The 16,665-nt window shown below is 45.8% G+C and carries 16 protein-coding genes; 4 read left to right on the top strand and 12 right to left on the bottom strand.

Annotated elements, in window-relative coordinates:
- Positions 1-75: 75 nt before the first annotated feature.
- The 10 genes from A3729_RS11340 to A3729_RS11295 form a co-directional block, all read right to left on the bottom strand.
- Complete coding sequence (locus A3729_RS11340; protein WP_068507607.1) at positions 76-477, bottom strand: hypothetical protein; 402 nt, start codon at positions 475-477, stop codon at positions 76-78.
- Between the two features lie 72 nt (positions 478-549).
- Positions 550-1,908, bottom strand: coding sequence for an HD-GYP domain-containing protein (locus A3729_RS11335; RefSeq protein ID WP_068508144.1), 1,359 nt, complete (start codon positions 1,906-1,908; stop codon positions 550-552).
- Positions 1,909-2,416: 508 nt separating this feature from the next.
- Entirely contained in the window at positions 2,417-3,889 is a 1,473-nt protein-coding gene (gene gcvPB, locus A3729_RS11330; protein ID WP_068508146.1) for an aminomethyl-transferring glycine dehydrogenase subunit GcvPB, read from the bottom strand.
- Positions 3,889-5,259 carry an aminomethyl-transferring glycine dehydrogenase subunit GcvPA gene (gene gcvPA, locus A3729_RS11325; RefSeq protein WP_068508148.1) on the bottom strand — a complete coding sequence of 457 codons (1,371 nt, stop codon included), beginning with the start codon at positions 5,257-5,259 and terminating at the stop codon, positions 3,889-3,891. Before gcvPA ends, gcvPB begins: the two co-directional genes overlap by 1 nt.
- Before the next feature lie 169 nt (positions 5,260-5,428).
- On the bottom strand, positions 5,429-5,827 hold the full coding sequence (gcvH, locus tag A3729_RS11320) for a glycine cleavage system protein GcvH (RefSeq protein WP_068508150.1): 399 nt from the start codon (positions 5,825-5,827) through the stop codon (positions 5,429-5,431).
- A gap of 105 nt (positions 5,828-5,932) precedes the next feature.
- Positions 5,933-7,012 (bottom strand): glycine cleavage system aminomethyltransferase GcvT, encoded by a 1,080-nt coding sequence (gcvT, locus tag A3729_RS11315; protein ID WP_068508169.1) that lies wholly within the window; start codon positions 7,010-7,012, stop codon positions 5,933-5,935.
- Positions 7,013-7,130: 118 nt separating this feature from the next.
- Positions 7,131-7,733, bottom strand: coding sequence for a YqiA/YcfP family alpha/beta fold hydrolase (locus A3729_RS11310; RefSeq protein WP_068508152.1), 603 nt, complete (start codon positions 7,731-7,733; stop codon positions 7,131-7,133).
- Positions 7,730-8,557 (bottom strand): 3',5'-cyclic-AMP phosphodiesterase, encoded by an 828-nt coding sequence (cpdA, locus tag A3729_RS11305; protein ID WP_068508155.1) that lies wholly within the window; start codon positions 8,555-8,557, stop codon positions 7,730-7,732. The genes A3729_RS11310 and cpdA overlap by 4 nt, the downstream gene beginning before the upstream one ends.
- 283 nt (positions 8,558-8,840) lie before the next feature.
- Positions 8,841-9,293 carry a DUF1249 domain-containing protein gene (locus A3729_RS11300; RefSeq protein ID WP_068508158.1) on the bottom strand — a complete coding sequence of 151 codons (453 nt, stop codon included), beginning with the start codon at positions 9,291-9,293 and terminating at the stop codon, positions 8,841-8,843.
- Positions 9,294-9,316: 23 nt separating this feature from the next.
- On the bottom strand, positions 9,317-9,937 hold the full coding sequence (locus A3729_RS11295; protein WP_068508160.1) for an NUDIX domain-containing protein: 621 nt from the start codon (positions 9,935-9,937) through the stop codon (positions 9,317-9,319).
- A gap of 225 nt (positions 9,938-10,162) precedes the next feature.
- Between A3729_RS11295 and A3729_RS11290 the strand changes: the two genes are divergently transcribed.
- Positions 10,163-11,491 (top strand): TolC family outer membrane protein, encoded by a 1,329-nt coding sequence (locus tag A3729_RS11290; protein ID WP_068508171.1) that lies wholly within the window; start codon positions 10,163-10,165, stop codon positions 11,489-11,491.
- A 3-nt stretch (positions 11,492-11,494) separates the two neighbouring features.
- Here A3729_RS11290 and waaA read toward each other — a convergent pair whose 3' ends face one another.
- Complete coding sequence (gene waaA / locus A3729_RS11285) at positions 11,495-12,766, bottom strand: lipid IV(A) 3-deoxy-D-manno-octulosonic acid transferase (RefSeq protein WP_068508161.1); 1,272 nt, start codon at positions 12,764-12,766, stop codon at positions 11,495-11,497.
- Between the two features lie 97 nt (positions 12,767-12,863).
- On the opposite strand from waaA, the gene A3729_RS11280 reads away from it, so the two are divergent.
- From A3729_RS11280 to A3729_RS11270, 3 genes are read left to right on the top strand one after another with little or no spacing between them, the layout of a single operon-like run.
- On the top strand, positions 12,864-13,838 hold the full coding sequence (locus A3729_RS11280; RefSeq protein WP_068554042.1) for an ELM1/GtrOC1 family putative glycosyltransferase: 975 nt from the start codon (positions 12,864-12,866) through the stop codon (positions 13,836-13,838).
- Entirely contained in the window at positions 13,835-14,962 is a 1,128-nt protein-coding gene (locus A3729_RS11275) for a glycosyltransferase family 4 protein (RefSeq protein WP_068510249.1), read from the top strand. Before A3729_RS11280 ends, A3729_RS11275 begins: the two co-directional genes overlap by 4 nt.
- A 38-nt stretch (positions 14,963-15,000) precedes the next feature.
- On the top strand, positions 15,001-15,711 hold the full coding sequence (locus tag A3729_RS11270; RefSeq protein WP_068510247.1) for a 3-deoxy-D-manno-octulosonic acid kinase: 711 nt from the start codon (positions 15,001-15,003) through the stop codon (positions 15,709-15,711).
- 15 nt (positions 15,712-15,726) lie between these two features.
- On the opposite strand, the gene A3729_RS11265 is transcribed toward A3729_RS11270, so the two are convergent.
- Positions 15,727-16,629, bottom strand: a complete 903-nt coding sequence (locus A3729_RS11265) for a lysophospholipid acyltransferase family protein (RefSeq protein ID WP_068510241.1) — start codon at positions 16,627-16,629, stop codon at positions 15,727-15,729.
- Between the last annotated feature and the right edge of the window lie 36 nt (positions 16,630-16,665).

Genomic DNA, 16,665 nt, shown 5'->3' with positions numbered 1-16,665 from the left:
CATTCAATCTCTTCACATATTAATAAAAAGACAAAACACCAAACAGTTGTACCTACAACCTTCCAACAAAAAATCTTAAAAGAAGTCTTTAACCATTCCCAGGCGTACAGCATTCGATGCTAGCCGAGGGTTACTCGCAGCCCATTCGTAGTTGATGATGTAGTCTTTATCTTTTAAGCCCGGGCACTGGGCGTTTAGGTCGACGTGGCTTTCTGGGAACATTTGAAAGATCCAGAGGCATTCGTTCTTTTGCTTATAACGAAACCAGAGTACGACATCGCCTTTACGAGAAGAGTCATTGTAAGTGCGAAACTTCAGGCGACTGGATGTCCGGAAGCTGACATCCTCAACTCTAAGGCCCTGATCATCGAAGTAAAAGCCACCGTTTTTGAGGTAAACCGGCGTTAAGGCAATAGTTATGATGACCATGGCGCCAAGCCAGGCGCTGCGGATTAGGTTCTTTTTAGTTATTTTCATTATCGATAAGACTAAACGTTGTTATTGTGCCTTTAAGCGTAGCAACGATTAGCCTATGTCGCAATATTCCGCCTACTCTTCAGCAAAACATGAGTAGGTTTCAAAGGCTTCGAAGTGATCTTTGGGGATCGAATACAATAAGCTGGCGAGGTCATCGCAGCGGTTGATCCAGTCGCTACCTACTTTTTTGGCCGCATCTCGCATAGACCATTGCAAAGCCTTCAACTTATCCAGCACAGTTTCTAGCAGTAGCGCGACAACCTCAAGCTCTTCACACTCTCTAGCATTATGCTCAACCTCCAAGCAATCGGCCGCCTCACTGAGCCAACGCCGAACCTCTGAATCCCATAAACCTGAATTACGGTAGAGTTCCTCCAGGCCTTTGATGATCAACATGGAACGCTCTGTCTGTGCAATACTTTGCACCTCTCGCATCCCTACAGCACATTGCTTTGCAAGTTCCAACCAATGCACCATAAAACGCTGCTGCACCACCAAGTAACGCGATAGTTTGGGCATAAACTCTATGGGGATAACTTGAGCAAGGCCCTGGGCATTCTTACGCAGCATCTCGACGACAGCATGACATATATCACGATCAACCGCCTCTGATTCAGCCTGAATTAAAGGAATTAACTGAGAAGGCCCATAACCTCTCGGACGCAATTTTTTTCGATAGGCTTCATCAAGCATAACAGCAAGACCAACAACCTGAGCATCGAGACTATGCTTATCTCCGATAATGCCTTGCGGCCAGCCTGAACCGTCTTTACGTTCTTTATGCTCTTTGACTGCACGCCCTACCCGCTCGGACAGATTAGGTATATTTTCAAGAAACTCGCCCCCCAAAGACAACTGCTGCACATACATTTGTCGCTTTTCGCTATCGGGAAGCTTGTCAAAAATGGCAGCAATATCAGGGTCAATATTCAAGAAGCCTGCATCATGCATTTGTGTTGCGGTGAAGACAACTTCCATATCTTCATCATTGAGTCCAAGCTCAAGCGCAATGAGTATTGCAAAACCGGTAGCACTTTGAGTTGAATTAAAACGGGGCGATAAGCGATCTGCAAAAACTGTCAGCTTTTGAGATAGCAGTGGATAAGCACTGATTAAACCACACTGTCGAACCAGTTCCTTGGTTAAATCCATGCGATCCAAGCCCTTCAAGACCTTATTCTGTGCCTTACGAATCGAGTCAAACAATTCACTAGGTGATACGGTACTCGCCAAGCTAACTTGCAGTTCTATGGGAAGTTCCAGCTGAAAGCGCGCAATCTTATTGGCAACGTCTTCAGTGAGGTAGGTTCCTTTGGGTACAACTGTTGCCCCACGGTTATTACATATGTCTTGCGTCGTTAAAACCGGGTTATATTTATTAATTTCTACCAAGTGATCAGCATAAGGGTTCCGCTCTGAATACTGGTCCATATTAATAACGCTCCATTCAAGTCGTGCCACCCGCTTGGCAGGTGTATCTACAGCCAAAAGATAAATATATATTTATCACATTTTTAAACTTTAAGCATTTGAAAAATATAATTTTTTCAAATTCTATTAGTATTATTTAGATCATTTTAGGTCAAAACAGGCCAAATTGATTAATACTCATACAACACAGCACTAAATACAGGTCTTCGTTTTGCGTAGCGAAGAGCATACAAACCTAATTTTAATTCTGGAAACGGATATATAGACTATAGAGAAATCGAAAGATTATGCCCTAAAAACAGCTAACAACTGTATATCAAGAACATAGAGCTAGAAATATTGTCTGTCAGGTAAGTCGTATTAGCTAATACCCTGCGACAACTCTCATCCATGTTGAAATAGTAAGATAGATGCTAAAACGGATATTGCCAAGGCGTACGTTTGAAATAGTTTAGAAATTTTTAGGGCAGGATAAGGGTGCACCATAGCGCACCCTTTTGGAACATTTTTACTCTGCTGGCGCTGAGTAGGCTACATCAAGTTCTCGTGCAGCTTTAACATCATCCAGACGACGAACAGGTTGCGTATAAGGCGCACCTTTTACTGTTTCTGGTGTGTCTTCCGCTTCCTTCTGAATCGCTGCCATCGCCTTAACAAAGCCTTCTAGCTCGTCAATAGACTCTGTCTCGGTTGGTTCAATCAGCAAACACTCTGGTACCAACAAGGGGAAGTAAGTGGTCGGAGCATGGTAGCCGTAATCGAGTAAACGCTTGGCAAAGTCCATCGCCGTGACACCCAGACCTTTCGCTTGTTTGTTCATCGTCACAATAAACTCATGCGTGGCTCGACGCTCAGGATAGGCCAATTCAAAACCGGCATCAGCCATCAACTTAGCCATGTAGTTTGCACTCAAGGTTGAAAACTCACCAACTCGATGCAAGCCTTCTCGGCCAAGTAGTACTGCGTAAATGTAGGCTCGAAGAATAATCCCGGCATTACCCATGAAGGTACTTAGGCGACCGATGGAATCTACATTATCTGCTTGGGTCACCCAATGATAATTCTTAACGCCGTCTGCTTGCGCCTGACAACCCGCCATTGGCGTAGGCAGGTATGGTAGTAAACGCTCACCTACAGCAACTGGGCCAGACCCTGGTCCACCGCCACCGTGAGGTGTTGCAAAGGTCTTGTGCAAGTTCATATGCAGCACGTCAAAACCCATATCGCCCGGGCGTACTTTACCCAAGATCGCGTTCAGGTTCGCACCATCGTAATAAAGCAAACCGCCCGCGTCATGAACCGTCTTGGCAATCTCTTCGATCTGTCTTTCGAACACGCCGCAGGTCGAAGGGTTAGTCATCATGATCCCGGCTGTTTGTGGGCCAACTGCTTCTTTAAGCGCTTCCAGGTCAACATCACCGCCTGACTTTACAGGGATCTCTTTTACCTTATAACCACACATTACCGCTGTAGCAGGGTTTGTCCCATGAGCTGCTTCTGGAACGATAATTTCAGTTCTTCCAAAATCTTCACGTGCTTCGTGATAGGCTTTGATCATCGCAACACCGGCGAATTCACCTTGTGCACCGGCCATAGGGCTTAGTGATACACCCGCCATACCCGTCACTTCTTTAAGTACTTCCTGAAGCTCATAGACACATGACAAGTAACCTTGGCTATGCGACTCAGGCGCTAAAGGGTGACGAGATATAAAACCCGGCAAACTCGCTGCACGCTGCGCACCTTTTGGGTTGTACTTCATCGTACAAGAGCCCAAGGGATAGAACTGAGTATCTATCGAGAAATTCTTGCGAGACAAGTTAGTAAAGTGTCTCACAGTTTGTAATTCAGATACCTCTGGCATAAGCGCCGGCTTTTGACGTAGCAATTCCTGAGGAATCGTGGTCGCCTGGCTATCGGCTTTAGGAGGTAATTGCGCCGAAGCTGTTCTGCCCTGACTACCGTTTTCAAAAATCAACATTAGGCTTCTCCTCCTGCTAGCGCCCGGCTTAACGCGTTAGCGAATAAGTCCAGGTCGGCATCATTTTTCACTTCAGTCACACACACTAGAATACAGTTCTTCAAAGCATCAAAGTGTTGCTCAAGACCATAGCCCGCTAACACGCCCTGCTCAGCCATGCTTTCAAGTACTGCATCAGCATCGTTATCGACCTGTACAACCAGTTCATGGAAGAAGGCTTCGCCATTCAGCACTGACACTCCGTCAATTGCTTCAAGCTTAGCGCGCAATTTTTGAGTATTTTGATGACAAGCCATCGCTACCTGAGAAAGGCCCTTGTAGCCCATCAAAGACATATAAATCGTTGCTGCTGTAACCGCCAAGCCTTGGTTGGTACATATATTGGAAGTCGCTTTAGAACGGCGAATATGCTGCTCGCGTGCCTGTAAGGTCAGGGTAAAACCTTCTTTACCTTCCAGATCGACAGTACGACCAATAATACGTCCTGGCATTTGGCGAACCAGCTTTTCTTTACAACAGATAAAGCCAAAATACGGGCCACCCGATGCCATAGGAATACCCAATGGCTGACCTTCACCCACGGCGATATCGGCACCCTTATCTCCCCATTCACCAGGAGGCGTTAATAGCGCTAAAGCTGTCGGATTAACGACGCCAATAACCAACATGCCATTTGCCTGGCCCCAGTTGGTTAAAGCATTCACATCTTCCAACGAGCCAAAGAAGTTTGGCTGAGGAATTATCAAAGCGGCATAGTCTTGGCCAGCAAAGCTTTCTAACGCTGCACTATCAACGGCAAGCGCTTTATCGTCCATTGGCAATACATCAATGGAAATTCCCTGGTTGCTAACAATGTCATCAACCACTTGCTGGTATAGAGGATGTACGGTACCTGCGATCAGAGCCTTTTTGCTCTTGGACTTTCTGTTGGCACGAATCGCCATCAACACGGCTTCAGCTAGGCCCGATGCTCCGTCATACAAGGAAGCATTAGACATATCCATCGCCGTAAGCTGGCACATCATGCTTTGGTATTCATAGATTAGCTGCAAAGTCCCTTGGCTTGCCTCTGCCTGGTAAGGTGTATAGGCAGTCAGGAACTCACCACGCATCGTCACATCCCACACAGCAGCAGGAATATGATGTTCGTAGGCACCGGCACCAATAAAACATAGCGCACCTTCGTCTAATTGAGCACGCTCGCTCATTAGCCGCATCATTTCCATTTCGCCTAAACCTTCAGGCACACCATTCAGTGGTTTGGCTCGTAAGTGAGCTGGAATTTCATCAAACAGGTCATCGACTTTGTCGACACCAATAACATCCAACATCTTCTGGATATCGTGTTCCGTATGAGGAATAAAAGGCATTACACACCCTCTTTGCAGCGAGTTCCCAAAGCATTCACTCAGGAACTTAAAAAATAAAAACCTTTGCCGACTTGCTTCACCGAAATTGCACGATCTAAACAAGTATCACAAAGGTCTGAAATAATTAGCTGGCAAATGCTATCAGTTACCAGCTGAAACACTAAGTTTCTTAGTGCTCTTCTGCTTCACAAATTTCTTTGTATTCGTCAGCAGACAATAAGCCTTCAAGCTCTTGAGGATCAGAGATCTTCAATTTGAAGAACCAGCCATCATCATAAGGATCGCTGTTAACCGTTTCAGGCGAATCTTCCAAGCCTTCATTGGTTTCTAGAACCGTTCCACCAACAGGAGAAAAGATATCAGATGCTGCTTTAACTGACTCGACAACACCGGCTTCTTCACCTGCTTCAATGACTGCATCAACTTCAGGTAATTCAACAAATACCACGTCGCCCAGTAGGTCCTGTGCATGATCAGTAATACCTATAGTAACGGTTTCGCCATCTTCTTCCAGACGAACCCACTCATGGCTAGATAGATACTTCAATTCTCCAGGGATAAGACTCATGTTTTGCAATCCTCAAACTAAATAACAATTAAATCAAATACTAAAATAGTGAATAAATTTATTCTGGCAAGTTCCTGCTACATTTAAGCAACAAGCACGAGCTTTTTACTCGAATACTTTTTTACCATTACGAACAAAAGGCGGGCGCACCACTCTAACGGGCACCTGCTTTCCACGCATATCGACAGCACAACTATCTCCCGTCGCAGCAGGTACTCGCGCCAAGGCAACCGAGTAGCCAAGTGTAGGTGAAAAGCTACCGCTAGTAATTTCACCTTCGCCAACACCTTCAACAATTACTTTCTGATGGCCACGTAATACACCGCGTTGCTCAAGCACCAAGCCTACCAATTTGCTCGATACGCCCTGCTCTTTCTGCGCAAGTAGCGCTGCTTTCCCAATGAAGTCCCTGTCTTCTGAGAAAGATACTGTCCAGCCCATAGCAGACTGAAGCGGCGTTACAGACTCATCCATATCGGAGCCATATAGGTTCATACCTGCCTCAAGACGCAGTGTGTCTCGGGCACCCAGGCCACATGGTTTAACACCCGCTTCAACCAAAGCTTTCCAAAAGTCAGCAACAGCATCGCTTGGCACCATGACTTCCAAACCGTCTTCACCGGTATAGCCGGTGCGACAGAACATCCAATCGCCAGCTTCCAAGCCTTGGAACACTTTTAAACTATCGATAAGCTCGGCATTATCAGGAGAAGCCTGCTTAATGTTCTGTATAGCTTCGGGGCCTTGAATGGCCACCATGGCTAACTCGGGGCGCTCAATCAATTCCACATCAAATTTTTCAGCCTGCTTGTTCATCCAAGCCAGGTCTTTTTCTCGCGTACCGCAATTAACCACTAGGCGATAGTCTTTAGGCATACGATAAGCAATCAGGTCGTCGATCACACCACCCTTCTCATCCAACATGCCACTATAGAGTGCTTTGCCTGTTTCTTGCAGCTTGTCGACATCGTTCGCTAACAAATAACGAAGATAGTCACGAGAGTCTTTACCCTGTACATCAACAATTGTCATGTGCGACACATCGAACATACCCGCGCTTTGGCGCACAATTTTATGCTCTTCAATTTGAGAGCCATAATGCAAAGGCATGTCCCAGCCACCAAAATCTACTATCTTGGCACCGGAATCCTGATGCACCTCATATAATGCGGTTTTTGAGCCCAAGAGCATTCTCCGAGAAGTTAGGAATAAATAGAGTAAAATTAGAGCGGCATTTTACCTGATTGACTGGGGAAAAAACCACCAATTATTTTATAAGGCATAAATAGCGACGATTCGCTGACTATAAAAGAAAGTATTGCAGGGAAGGCAAAACCTTTTCAAAATCACAAAATGCATGATCACCACCGGCCTGAACCCAGAGTTTAGCCTTAGGCAGACATGCTAAAGCCTGTGCGAAATCCAAGACCTCATCTCCGGTTTGCGTCATGATATAAACATTATCCGAACTGACCAACGAAGCATTCTGCTTAGGGCTTAGTTCCAAAGACTTTAACTCATCCATATGTGAAGGTAATACAGTGTAGGTTTCGCCAGAGTAGTAGTTAGTATTCTCACCTAGATAATCAACGAGCAGTTCGTAAGGCTTTAAAGCAGGGTTGATCAAAACTGCCTTCAGAGAGGAGCCCGGCAAAGAGTACCTCTCAAGCAAGTGCATACTGTAATAAGCACCAAGCGAGCTACCAATGAATCCGAGCAGATTCTGTACACCAATGCTTTCAATCAGCTTGTCTACCAGAGCAATCGCTTCGCGTGGCGATGGGGGGAGTTTTGGAATTTCTAAACGAAGCCCAGGGCATTGTCGCTCAAAATAAGCCTTGCATAACTGGGCTTTGTGAGACTGTGGTGAACTATTGAAACCATGTAAATAAATAACAGACTTCAATAGCCATTACTCTCGAGATCTAAATTAAACTGAAAATCTTCAGCTCTTGAAACTTTTGACTCTAAACGACCGTCGTCAAATAACTTTAGCCATCGGTAACCAGGCGCTATCGCTTCTACACCAAAATCATGGGACTTCGGAGTAAATTGAATACAGGTTGAAGGCGTCGCCAGCAGCTGAACACCTTTACGCGTTTCAGAAAACTCTTGATGAATATGCCCCCAGAGTACCGCTCTGACATTGTCATAGCGGTCAACGATATCGAAAAACTGATCTCGATTATGCAAACCAATCTTATCCAGCCAGGTACTGCCGATATCAACCGGATGGTGATGAAAGCTAATTAAGGTATGAAGATCGGGGCGTTCAGACAAGCACCGCTCTAGAAAGGCTAAATCATCATCTCGTAACATGCCATGTACGGCACCTGTTACAGACGAATCTAATAAAATAATTTGCCAATTGCCAACACGTAGCAAGCGCTCCGTCTCGACCCCGTGACCCAAGGCCTCAGCCATAATGCCACGGTCATCATGATTCCCAGAGAACCAACGGCTGGGAGCGTTAAAGCCTTCAATTTGAGTTTGGAAGTAGTGATAGGCTTCAAGACTTGCATCCTGTGCAATATCGCCCGTCGCCAAAACGTAATCCGGGCTTGGACAAAAGCTCGCAGCTATATCAGCTTCAACTTTATCAAGCACCGCAACAAGGCTTTCGCGTGTCACCACACCAAGCAAGTCACTTTCAGCATCCTTTGTGAGGTGGCAATCACTTATTTGAAGGAGGTTAATCACAGCGCCCCCTGCACTGACATGACTCGACATTTTCGTTCGGCTCTTTCTGTTATCTAAATCGCTGATCTGACAATCTCAATTCCAATTTGACCCGGCACACTGAGACTCACTCCTTCAGAGAACCGATCTGCAATACGCTTTATCCATAGATTCACTAAACTTTTCGCAGATTAACTAGATAAGTTAGCTCAATATTGCAGTTTGGAAATGATGATGACGCTTTGTTTTAGTGTTTTCATACTAAGGTATGAATTTTTTGTTACGCGCGTCTCAGATATTAGCGTTAATAAAGACAAACAGTCTGATAAGACTTTCACACTTTCTGATGGGTAAACGGACTCTCGTCGCAACATCCATAAGAAATACAGAAATTCAGCCATTCCGTCAGAAAAGTATTCATCTGACTTTTTTCATCGGGCAAGTGCATTTTTTGATTTGGGTAGATATTTACACCCTGAGCTAACTGGCGGCCATCGCGAGCTATCACTTCAGCGACACCCGCATCATGATATAAACGCACCGTAAGCTTGGGGTTGTTCACCCACTTCCCTGCCGCTGCGGTTTGTTCAAGCAAAAAAGTATCGGTATATTTACAAGACTCAACAAGCGTCATATGTACTTGCCCAACGTAAGACATGCCGTTATGTAAGCTGAAGCGAATCCGTTCAACATCGCCCATCATTCGAATCAAACGAATTAGGCGGTTATAGTTGCTTTCAAAGGTCGCGCCAAGCTGAACCAAGTCGGGGACATACTTTTTACGCATTAAAATAATACTCTCCCCTTAGTCTAGCGCCACTGCTCTCGCAAGCGTTCCCGGTTTAAGGCCAGCCATTGAAGCCCCATAATAGCGGCAGCATTGTTAATGGTGCCATTTTCGACCAATTTATAAGCTGCTTCAAAGTCTAGGCAGTGTACCTTGATATCTTCATCTTCTTCAGCAAGACCAAACACGCCACCAACACCTTGAACACTGACTTTAGCACAGTAGAGATAGACCTTCTCTGTAGTGCCGCCCGGCGAGACCAAGTATTCACAAATTTTTTCAAGTTCGCCTAATTCCAGGCGCGCCTCCTCTTGCGCTTCTCTGCGTGCAACATTCTCCGGGTGCTCGCCCTCATCATTCATCCCTGCAACCAACTCCAGCAACCAGGGTGATTGATCCTCGAGTATTGCGCCCGGCCTGAATTGTTCCAGCAGCACAACTTTGTCTTCCATTGGGTCGTAGGGAATAACGCAAGTGGCATCACCCCGAATAAACAATTCACGACTGACTTCCCGGCTCCAGCCACCATCAAACAAGCGATGTTTCAGGGTAACCTTTTCCATGCGAAAGAAGCCTTCAAAGCAGGACTCACGGCCAATTAGCTGATAATCTTCTTTGCCATATTGAAGCTTGATCGTCGACATTATTTCTCCTTTCAGCTCGAACTGAGGCTAGCGTTTTTCGAACTAAATATACTGTTTTTGCGATTTATTGAGGGACATACAAACATCTACATGCTGCACAAGACAGGTATTTGCGCCAAGGAAGTCTAGAGTTCTTCATATAGATTGTCCATAATGAAACCATCGAGCCAAAGCTTATTTTCAGCCTTAGGTTCCTATACCGTACGCCCGATCAAAGAGGACACTATGAAGCACACATCAAAGCTGCTTATTTCAACCTTTCTTTCTTGCATGACGCTGCCATTTATTGCGTCGGCACAAAGTACCGACCTTTTAAGCCTATATAAGAAAGCCGAGAACTATGACGCAGAGATCTTTGCTGCTCAGTCAGCTTATTTGGCCGAACAAGAAGGCCAAAAAATTGAATTTGCAGGTCTACTACCCACTGTCAATGCAAGAGCAAGCTTAAGCCATACAAACTCAAATGGCTTAAGCTCAAGCGACAATAGCTACAAGCAAAAAAACTATTACTTAAGTTTATCTCAGCCACTATTGAACTTACCTACCTGGCACTCAGTAAGCGCTAGTGAACAAAGAACCCTGCTAGCTCAAGTCGATTACCTTACTGCTCAGCAAAATTTAATCCTTAATGTCGCAACAGCCTATTTCAAAGTACTAAGAGAGCAAGAAAACCTGCGCTCTGACCACTCTCAGGAAGCAGCTGTAAAGCGCCAATATGAACAAGCCAAAGAGCAGTTTGATGTTGGCTTAATCGCGATTACCGATGTTCACGAAGCTAAAGCATCCTATGATGCATCGCAAACTGCACGAATTAGATCTGAGGGCAACCTGACCATCGCCCTGGAAAACCTTTCGCGAATTACGGGTGAGTATACAAACGAGCTACATGGCCTTAATCCTGACTTCCCTATTGCCATGGATACAAGCATTTCTGCAGAAAAATGGCTTGAGTCCGCACAAAACCACAATCTAGGTATCAAGATTGCTCACTACGCTTATAAGGCAAGCGAAGCACTTCTAAAGTCAAAGAAAGCAGCTCATTTACCTACCGTCAGTCTGGATGCCAATTATAGCAATTCTGCCTTCACCAATTACTATGCAGCTGGCAACGATGATAGTGAGAGTAGCGAACTAGCCATTACACTTAACATGCCACTGTATTCTGGTGGCGCAACACAGGCGGGTGTTCGCCAAGCTCGCCATCAGGTCGCCGAGGCAAAACACAATCTGACCTTAGCGCAACGTCAGGCGAAAATAGAAACACGTACCGAGTTTATTAGTCTGAAAACCAACATTCAGACAGTTGAGTCACTTCAACAAAATATCGTTTCTCGTGAAAGTGCTTTAGAAGCAACGCGTGAAGGTTACAAGGTAGGTACTCGAAATATTGTTGAAGTACTTGATGCCGAGCGTAACTATTTCACTGCACTTCGTGACTACGCGAATGCTCGCTTCGATTTTGTAGAAAGTAGCCTACGCATAAAACGCGCAGCGGGAACCTTAAGTGTTAAAGACATTGAAGCTCTGAACGCCTGGCTATCGCCCGGCCAGTAAGCTCTAGCTTTCTTCAAGCAAGGGCTGCAGGTGGTCAACAACACGTTTCACCGCTCCCTTGCTAGCCTCAACTTTCTGCAATGCATTTTGCCCCATTTCCTGAGCCCGTTCCGGGTTTGAAAATAGCATTCCGAGCGACTCGAGCAACGCGAGTTCATCTGCCACAATTTCCATACCCTTGGCTTCGACCAGTTGATGACAAATAGCTTCAAAATTAAAGTAATGGGGGCCAATTAAAATCGGCAACCCCAAAGCGCCTGGCTCAATCGGGTTATGGCCACCAATTTCGGTAAATGAACCGCCTATTACCGCAACCTGAGCTGTCGCATAAAAATCCATCAACTCCCCCATGGTATCCACCACAAATACTTCTGCATCGCTGGGAATTTTTTCAAATTCGCTTCTTCGTGCGGTGTTAAAGCCTTGCTTATTTGATTGCTGAAAAGCACTTTCGAAGCGCTCAGGGTGCCTAGGCACTAATACCAGCAAGGCATCGGGAAAGCGCTGCCTCAAACGTTCATGCACTTTTAAAACCAGCTCGTCTTCGCCTTCATGCGTACTCGCCGCGACCCAAATCTTAGGCTTAGCGGGTAAATTTGCGCTCAGGTGAGCGGCTTTTTTAACATGACTATCTTCCACGTTCGTATCAAACTTTACGCTACCCGTTACAAAAATCTTTTCCTTTGCGATATCTAGTGATTCAAATCGTGAAGCATCATTTTCGTACTGGCATAGCACGAGTGACAGATCATTCAACATCCAACCAATAGCGGGTTTCAAGCGTCGGTAGCCTTTTGCTGAGCGCTCTGACAAACGCGCATTAGCGATGACAACCGGGCAGTTTCTTCGCATCACCTGGTGAATCATATTTGGCCAGAGTTCGGTTTCCATAATGATCAGACATTCAGGTTTTACCCGGCGCAAAAACGCCTTCACCATAAAGGGAATATCGTAAGGTGCATAGACATGAAACACATCACTGCCAAAGCGCTTTCTAATTTGCTCGGAGCTGGTTGGCGTCATACTAGTGATAACGATATCTCGGTTTGGAAAACGCCTTTGAATCTCTCGAATAATTGGCTCCGCTGCTAGCACTTCGCCTACGGACACAGCATGCACCCAAATACTTCTATTCAGCTTTGGCGCATTAAAAAAACCAAAACGCTCCATTTTTCTGGCCTTATATTCTGGCGCCTTAAATCCTCGCCATAAAAGCTTCAGATAAACAAATGGCATACAGAGTGCGAAAAGAATTGTGTAAACTAAGCGGAACATAAGCGCCTTTCGAAAAATTCAAAAGACGCAGTATAGACGATTAGCAGCGCTTCTCACATCACTTGATGAGAGAGCGCTTCCGAGGAAAACGATATCTATGTCAAGCCAATCTAACACGAGAGCTACCCGACCTTTGATGGTTTGGGTCTGTCATGATGGGCGGGCCGGACACATCAGTCAGCTAAAAGGTCTAACTAAAGCGCTTGCCCGCCAGACTAATATCGAAGAGCTCTGGCTAGACAGCCAAACACTGCAAGTCGGCTTTCGAGGATTGTTACTTCCCACAAAACAGGATAACAGCCCGGACATCATCATTGGCGCAGGGCACGGCACTCACAAAAGCCTGCTCATGCTCGCCCGGACCCACCGCGCCAAAAGCTTTGTCATTATGAAACCCAGCCTACCGCTGCCGCTATTTGATGGCGTCATTTGCCCCGAACATGACGGGCTAGCCAATAGTGAACGGGTCATGACAACGCAAGGGCCTATCACAAAGATTTCACCCCCACCAAACACGAAACGAACACAACACCTTATGATGATCGGCGGCCCTTCTAAGCACTTCGTATGGGACGAGTCGAATTTGATTAAGCAAATCCAAGAAATTTGCGACACCCGCCGGGAAGTTTTATGGCACTTGAGCGACTCGCCACGAACACCGCTAAGCTTTATCGACAAGATTTCAAGTTTCGAAATAGCAAACCTAAGCTGTCACCGGTATCAAGATGGCAGTTTTGGCCCAGTAGATGAAGCACTTCAGTCCAGCGCTTTTACTTGGGTAACACCTGACAGCATGTCAATGCTCTACGAGTCCTTAACGTCAGGCTCGCCCACCGCACTATTAGAGCTGCCAATGGTATCGAAATCAGAAAAGAAGCGAATTTGCATGCATATCAACAGACTCACCTCTAGCGGCAAACTTATCGACTTCGGTCAATGGCAAAGCAATAAGAAAGCACAGTTTTATCCTGACTTACCAGCAAGCCTTGACGAGGCTTCGGCAGCTGCCACCTGGCTTTTGAAACGATACCAACAACTTTCTCTTACTGCGCAAACCACAGGGCAAGCATGAGACAAAAAACGATATTACAAGTTTTGCCAAGCCTGGTTTCTGGCGGTGTCGAAACAGGCACTTTAGACCTCGCTCAAGAACTGGTTGAGCAAGGCTACCGTTCATTGGTTGTTTCTTCTGGCGGCCCTATGGTTAAGGCGCTTGAACAACAAGGGTCGAAGCATATCGAGCTCCCCGTTCACAGCAAGAACCCCATACTTATGTGGTGGAACAGTAGAAAGCTAGCAAAGCTGATAGAAACGCAGAAGATTGACCTAATCCATGCTCGCTCTCGCGCTCCAGCCTGGAGCGCCTTATGGGCATCAAAACAAAGCAACATTCCCTTTGTCACCACCTTTCATGGTGTCTACGGTCACCAGAATGCTCTCAAGCGCTGGTATAACAGCGCCATGCTTAGAAGCCAGCATGTGATCGCTGTTTCTAAGTTTGTACAACAGCATATAGAAGAGGTCTACCCCACCTTCAACACTAAGACCAAGCTGATTTTTCGCGGCATCGACCTGGATAGGTTTGAGCTGGAAGAAGCTCAGCTCGCTGCGAAACAGCTCAAGACAGCATGGTCAGTCCCTGAGGGGAAAAACATTATCATGCTGCCTGGAAGGCTAACTCGAATTAAAGGCCATCAAGTACTAATAGAAGCACTGGCTAAATTGCCCCATCGTAACTTTTACTGCTTGTTCGTTGGCGACGAGCCTGGAAAAGATGCATATAAACAAGAACTGGAAGCCTTGATCGCTGAAAAAGGTTTGCAAGCTCACGTCAAGTTAACCGGAAACTTCGACAACATGCCAGCAGCCTATGCGCTGGCTGATCTGGTAATTTCAGCCTCCGTCAAGCCGGAATCCTTCGGTCGTACTGCCTGCGAAGCTCAAGTGATGCAACGCATGGTAGTTGCTACAAACCACGGAGGTAGTCAGGAGACAATCTCCCCTCCCTATAAAAGCCTGATGTGTAAACCTCGCGACTCCAGTTCTATGGCGGCGGCTATTGAACGAGCCCTGGCATACAGTAAAGACGAACGCACAAGGCAAGGCATTGAAGCGGCAGCCTTCGTCAAAGAAAACTTCTCTCTTTCACAAATGTGCCGAGACACCATCGCCCTGTATGAATTAGAATTGTCTTAGCTAGAACGCCACCCAAACGATTCAAGGAACTTGAAATCATGCCGAATATAGAGTCCTCTCAAAACGGCCAGCATTATTGGCTCTATGATAGTGAATGTTTTTCGGACATATCCAGCGAGCTCTTTGAATCAGGCTATTGGAAAAAGCTCAATGCCGTTAATGGACAAGAGTCTGGACGTGGAACAACCTGGTTTATCCAACACAAGTCTCATTCACTGGTGTTAAGACATTATCTGCGCGGCGGCATGATGAGTAAAATCAGCAACGACCACTACCTTTTTAAAGGCTGGCAAAAGAGTCGTTCTGTCAGTGAGTTCAATATCTTGAGTTTACTCAATCAACAAAACTTGCCGGTTCCCAAGCCTGCTGCCGCACAGGTAGTCAAAAGAGGCCTATATTATCAGGCAGACTTACTGACACACCGCATTCCTAATGCACAAGACTTACTGCAAGTACTCAAACAAGTACAAAGCAAAGACTTCTATTTCACATTAGGCGCTTTAATCGCAAGATTCCACAAAGCGGGTGTTTATCATGCTGACCTGAACATTCAAAACATTTTGCAAGATGAAGAGGGCTTATTTTGGCTCATCGACTTTGATCGCGCCAAAATGTTAAAGCCAAAGCATGCCTGGAAAAGCAGTAATCTGAAGCGCTTAAAACGCAGCTTTGAAAAGGAAGTAACAAGGCATGGGATAAAGTGGACTCACAATGACTGGAATTATTTGATTGAAGGCTATTCTCAATAGCAGCGTTAAACCAATCTATGGGTTAAGCTTACTATAAGCCTTACGCCCGTCTATCGTCATCCCTTTAAAGCGTTTGTACTCCCATTGGTATTGTTCGGGATGACTTTCGATACATGCTTCAACTGAGCGATTCAATGCCGCGACGGATGTAGCGATATCGTCACTATATATCTCAGGATCAGCTGGTTTGAACACCATATCAAAACCATCCCCTTTGGGACGGCGAATCGCACACAAGCTCACGACTTCACAGCCAGTGCGGCCAATCAAGCGAGATACAAGCTTTACCGTATTAGCCTCTATTCCCATAAAAGGAGCATTAACACCGCCCGTTCCGCCTGGCACCTGGTCTGGCAGAATACCAACCATCCCCTGATCCGAGAGGATAGAAAACAAACGAATAACGCCCCGCCTATTGGTTGGCACTAACTCAGAACCATGACGACCTCGCACCGAAGACATATATTCTTCCAAGGCTTTTATTTTAGGCGGTTTGTATAGAGCAGCCATCGGTCGAAGCGTTGATAAATACAAACCAACTAGCTCCCAATTTCCATGATGAGGCGCCAATACAATCGCTCCTTTACCCTTTTCAAATATCGCGTCAAGGTGCTCTTTACCTTCAACCGAGCGAATTAAATTCAAAGTCTTTTCAGTGGGCCATTCCCACATCACTCCAAATTCGGCAAATAACATACCGGTTTCAAGTAGACTGCGCCGTGTTAGCTCTCTCTGGTCGCTTTCTGATAGCTCGGGATAACAATGCGAGATATTTTCTTTGGTGACACGTGTGGTCTCGGAGTCGCCCATCCATAGAATCCGACCAATAAAACGACCGAGAGCCTGGGCTTTGCTTAAACCAAGGCTCGCTAAGAATTTAAGGATATAGACTACTAATTTGGCTCTAAAAGCTTCCATTATTCACTACTTGATAATTAATCACGGTGCTAATTT

It is taken from the genome of Oleiphilus sp. HI0043 (genome assembly GCF_001634935.1).
The sequence above is the reverse complement of the archived record's forward strand: the minus strand, read 5'-3'. Positions and strand labels throughout refer to the sequence as shown.

Bases quoted from the DNA above. Each gene is read 5' to 3' on its own strand.
- A3729_RS11340 (WP_068507607.1), bottom strand. From the start codon at position 477: ATGAAAATAACTAAAAAGAACCTAATCCGCAGCGCCTGGCTTGGCGCC.
- A3729_RS11335 (WP_068508144.1), bottom strand. From the start codon at position 1,908: ATGGACCAGTATTCAGAGCGGAACCCTTATGCTGATCACTTGGTAGAA.
- gcvPB (WP_068508146.1), bottom strand. From the start codon at position 3,889: ATGTTGATTTTTGAAAACGGTAGTCAGGGCAGAACAGCTTCGGCGCAA.
- gcvPA (WP_068508148.1), bottom strand. From the start codon at position 5,259: ATGCCTTTTATTCCTCATACGGAACACGATATCCAGAAGATGTTGGAT.
- gcvH (WP_068508150.1), bottom strand. From the start codon at position 5,827: ATGAGTCTTATCCCTGGAGAATTGAAGTATCTATCTAGCCATGAGTGG.
- cpdA (WP_068508155.1), bottom strand. From the start codon at position 8,557: ATGTCGAGTCATGTCAGTGCAGGGGGCGCTGTGATTAACCTCCTTCAA.
- A3729_RS11300 (WP_068508158.1), bottom strand. From the start codon at position 9,293: ATGCGTAAAAAGTATGTCCCCGACTTGGTTCAGCTTGGCGCGACCTTT.
- A3729_RS11295 (WP_068508160.1), bottom strand. From the start codon at position 9,937: ATGTCGACGATCAAGCTTCAATATGGCAAAGAAGATTATCAGCTAATT.
- A3729_RS11290 (WP_068508171.1), top strand. From the start codon at position 10,163: ATGAAGCACACATCAAAGCTGCTTATTTCAACCTTTCTTTCTTGCATG.
- waaA (WP_068508161.1), bottom strand. From the start codon at position 12,766: ATGTTCCGCTTAGTTTACACAATTCTTTTCGCACTCTGTATGCCATTT.
- A3729_RS11280 (WP_068554042.1), top strand. From the start codon at position 12,864: ATGTCAAGCCAATCTAACACGAGAGCTACCCGACCTTTGATGGTTTGG.
- A3729_RS11275 (WP_068510249.1), top strand. From the start codon at position 13,835: ATGAGACAAAAAACGATATTACAAGTTTTGCCAAGCCTGGTTTCTGGC.
- A3729_RS11270 (WP_068510247.1), top strand. From the start codon at position 15,001: ATGCCGAATATAGAGTCCTCTCAAAACGGCCAGCATTATTGGCTCTAT.
- A3729_RS11265 (WP_068510241.1), bottom strand. From the start codon at position 16,629: ATGGAAGCTTTTAGAGCCAAATTAGTAGTCTATATCCTTAAATTCTTA.